Origin of the sequence: Anaerobacillus arseniciselenatis, from assembly GCF_001865995.1 — a bacterium.
Classification (GTDB): domain Bacteria; phylum Bacillota; class Bacilli; order Bacillales; family Anaerobacillaceae; genus Anaerobacillus; species Anaerobacillus arseniciselenatis.
The window spans coordinates 1-3,311 of the sequence record NZ_MLQQ01000014.1 but is presented as its reverse complement, the minus strand read 5'-3'; the positions used below and the strand labels follow the sequence as shown (position 1 = coordinate 3,311).

Annotated in this window: 4 protein-coding genes; all 4 read left to right on the top strand. The window is 32.6% G+C overall.

All coding sequences use genetic code 11. The annotated features are described in order from the left end of the window. Nucleotides 1–345: 345 nt before the first annotated feature. The 4 genes from BKP35_RS08910 (at nucleotide 346) to BKP35_RS08895 (ending at nucleotide 2,924) form a co-directional block, all read left to right on the top strand. Entirely contained in the window at nucleotides 346–876 is a 531-nt protein-coding gene (locus BKP35_RS08910; RefSeq protein ID WP_245741920.1) for a hypothetical protein, read from the top strand. 114 nt (nucleotides 877–990) lie between these two features. Beyond that, complete coding sequence (locus tag BKP35_RS08905) at nucleotides 991–1,548, top strand: hypothetical protein (protein WP_071313001.1); 558 nt, start codon at nucleotides 991–993, stop codon at nucleotides 1,546–1,548. Nucleotides 1,549–1,728: 180 nt separating this feature from the next. After that, on the top strand, nucleotides 1,729–2,226 hold the full coding sequence (locus tag BKP35_RS08900) for a P-loop nucleotide/nucleoside kinase family protein (protein ID WP_071313000.1): 498 nt from the start codon (nucleotides 1,729–1,731) through the stop codon (nucleotides 2,224–2,226). 458 nt (nucleotides 2,227–2,684) lie between these two features. Continuing rightward, nucleotides 2,685–2,924 carry a YczI family protein gene (locus BKP35_RS08895; protein WP_071312999.1) on the top strand — a complete coding sequence of 80 codons (240 nt, stop codon included), beginning with the start codon at nucleotides 2,685–2,687 and terminating at the stop codon, nucleotides 2,922–2,924. Nucleotides 2,925–3,311 lie beyond the last annotated feature (387 nt).

The window sequence follows — 3,311 nt, the reverse complement described above, 5'->3', positions numbered from 1 at the left end:
TTTAGTTGGTATAGTTTGCGGAGTATCACTAATCTTCTTTTGGATGAAAAGCAGTTATAGAAAAAAAGATACAAAAATAAAAGAGCTTCAAAATGAAATTGAGGAACTAAGAGGAAAGAATTAAATTCGAAATAGGTTTGCCAGTTGAAACCTTGTGAATTAATACACTTAAAGTAACGAAAGCATTAGTACAACAACAGGAACAGTCATAGTAGTGGTTGTTCCTGATTTTCTTTTATTTAACAATTAAGCAGTAGAGTCTAAGAAAAAAATAGTTCTTAAAAGGGGAGAGGCGTTATCAATAGAGTTAGAGTAAATGCTTTAAGTATTATAATTGTTTTTTTATTGGCATCATGCGGGAACTCATCGGACATTAATCAAGATAGTCAAGGGCATAATTTGGTTAATAGCGAATTTTCAATAGAGGACCATGAAGAATATGCAGAGAAGATACAGGATGAACGAGGACTAACTAAAGAGGAAGCTGATGAAGAAGCTTTTCGTGTTCAATTGAATGAATTAGCGGTAATCAATAGAGCGATCGCCGTAGGAATTAGTGTTTCCGAGGAGGAAGCGTTGCGAAAATCTCAAGAAATTAGAGAGGTACTGAAGAACGGAGAGGCTAAAAATGCGAGTGAGGTAATGGCTAGCATTCAAAAAGAGATCGGTCAATTAGAAATTTCTGAAGATGAGTATTGGAATGAATATATGCTTAGCAATTATACCCACATGGTAATGAGGGAAAAACTTATGGAGTATGAACGAACTCATTCAGGCATTAGTTGGAATGAACGTCAGCAAGAAATTATTGAAGAATTCATAGCTAGTGAAAAGAGACGAATCAATGAATTTAAAAGAAAAATAGGGATGAAATAGAGCCTATTCACCTTTTTTCATTAACGGGGCTTTAGTAGAACAAACTGTCGCTGGTGTTGTTGTGTTTCTAACGAGATTTCAGTGAAATAAAATAACAATTAAGGGGGGAATAGTTTGAAAAAAGTAATATATTTGCTTTCTTTTATTGTAATTATTTCTATTGGTTACACCTTCTATTTTTTTAATCAATATAACATCGAAGACAAAAGAGCAACTATTCAATCTAGCTTAAAGGAATGGAGTAATAGGGGTTCGGAAAGTATTGACCCTGATGTTATAGAAGCTGTTCAGTTAGATGACACAAGTTCTTATATAGTTTTATTCGAGACACAAAGCAATAATATTGGCTATGCTCATTTTATCAAGGGTTGGAATGGAAATTTTAAAATTGAGCATTCTGGTCATGGAACTAATATAGTAAAGTATCAAAAAATAAAAACAAATAAAGGTATGTATGGTATATTGGTTGGAAAAAATCCAGATTTAAAAATTGACCATATCAAGGCTAAGTTATATCACGAAGATTTTAGTTTTAAAGCTAACGTAAACGCTGATGAAAAGTTTATAAGGTATCAACAGCTTCCTCCGGATATAGAAAAAGCTTTTCCTGCTGAACTAACTTTTTATGACAAGAAAAGTTCTGTAATTGAACTGTCAGAGTTACTCAACTAAAGAAAGCGATAGTGGAGCAGAGTTTTCGCTTCTTCAGCTATTGAAGCAGATTAGCGAACATTTCGATTATCTTTATATTAAAATTAAGTAAGTGCTACATTAGTGGAAAATTATAAAAAATAAATTTAAGTTTTACAAGTTGGAGCAACAACCACTAAAATAAGCGCGGGGGTTAAAAATATGAAAAAACTGGGGACACTATACTTTTTCTGTGGAAAAATGGGCGCAGGAAAATCAACTAAATCAAAACAATTGGCGATAGATAAACATGCGGTACTATTGTCTGAGGATGAATGGCTTTCATCTCTTTATCCCAATCAGATTGCATCATTTGAGGACTATATAAAATTCTCAGCGCAGCTCAAGCCGTTGGTGAAAAAGCATGTCCAAAACATATTAAGTGTCGGTACAGATGTAGTGATGGATTTTCCAGCTAATACTCAAAAGCTGCGAAAGTGGTTTTTGGATTTGGCGTCAGAGGTCAATGCAAGCCATCAACTAATTTTCCTTAACCTAAATAACGAGCAATGTTTAGGTCAAATTGCACAAAGGCGTAACGAACAACCCGAGAGAGCAGCTTTTGACACGGAAGCGGTATTTAATCATGTTACTAAATTTTTTGAAGCACCAGAAGTATCCGAGGGTTTAAATATTTTGGAGTTTAGCAAAAAAGAATAACAATGAGTTCAATAATTTGTGTGTATAGAGTACCTTCTGTTTCTGGGAGGTACTCTATATAATATAAAATGAAATGTGAGTAAGAAAAGTTTCAAATGTATATATGTTAAAATCGATGTAACTTTGTGAAATTCTACACTTAAAGTAACGGGTGGCGTTTCTACAATAAGTGCATACGCTATTTGACTAAAGTGGCAGAGTGTAAAAAAAAGTGACTTTGTAGAGGAGAATGATTATGTTTAGTAATATTGGAATTCCAGGTTTAATGTTAATTTTATTTATATCAGCAGTAATTGTGGGAGGTATCTCTTTATTTTTTTATTTACTATTTAAAATTGCCAAGAAATAACATTGTGAAAAAGCGCACTTAAAGTAACGATAAGCGTTAATAGCTGAACAAGCAAATGCTTTCCTTGTGTCGTTAACGAGCAGGATTATAAAAAATGGGAGGAATTTGATTGAAATTATGGATGAAAATAATACAAACAATTTTAGCAATAGTTGTACTTTCTTTATCAGCGTATAGTTTAATAATGGGTGAATATGGAATACTTTTTCAAACGCAACTACTCATAGGGATAATGCTTTTAGTTTTTGGTATTACTCAAATTCAAGAGAAACGAAAAGTGACAGGTATTTTTCTTTTTCTTTGTTCTGGGTTTGTTTTATTTGTCGGTATATATGGTTTATTAAGCTAAACGAGAGCTTTACTTCAAAAATGAAGTGAAGCTTTTTAAAATTTTCTAACAATGAAAAGGTAAATAATGTTAATATTGGAATGGTAGTGTGCGCTCCTTTCACGATGGAATCATTACGTAGAAATGTACGTACAGGTAAGAAGGGATGATGAATTTTTATGGTGAAATTACGTTTAGCCTTTTTTAAGTAAGGGGGGAATAAATTATTAAAATACAGAAATGTCTTATTTGCAAAAAACAATTCAGTTGGAGAGAAATTAGTAAGTCAACAAGTAACTTATTTATTCGTCCAAAGGTTGAATGTTCCAACTGTGATCAAGAATATAAGATTACTATTTCATCTTATATTGTAGCGATGTTATTGAGGTCTATCCTTATCCTTGTTAC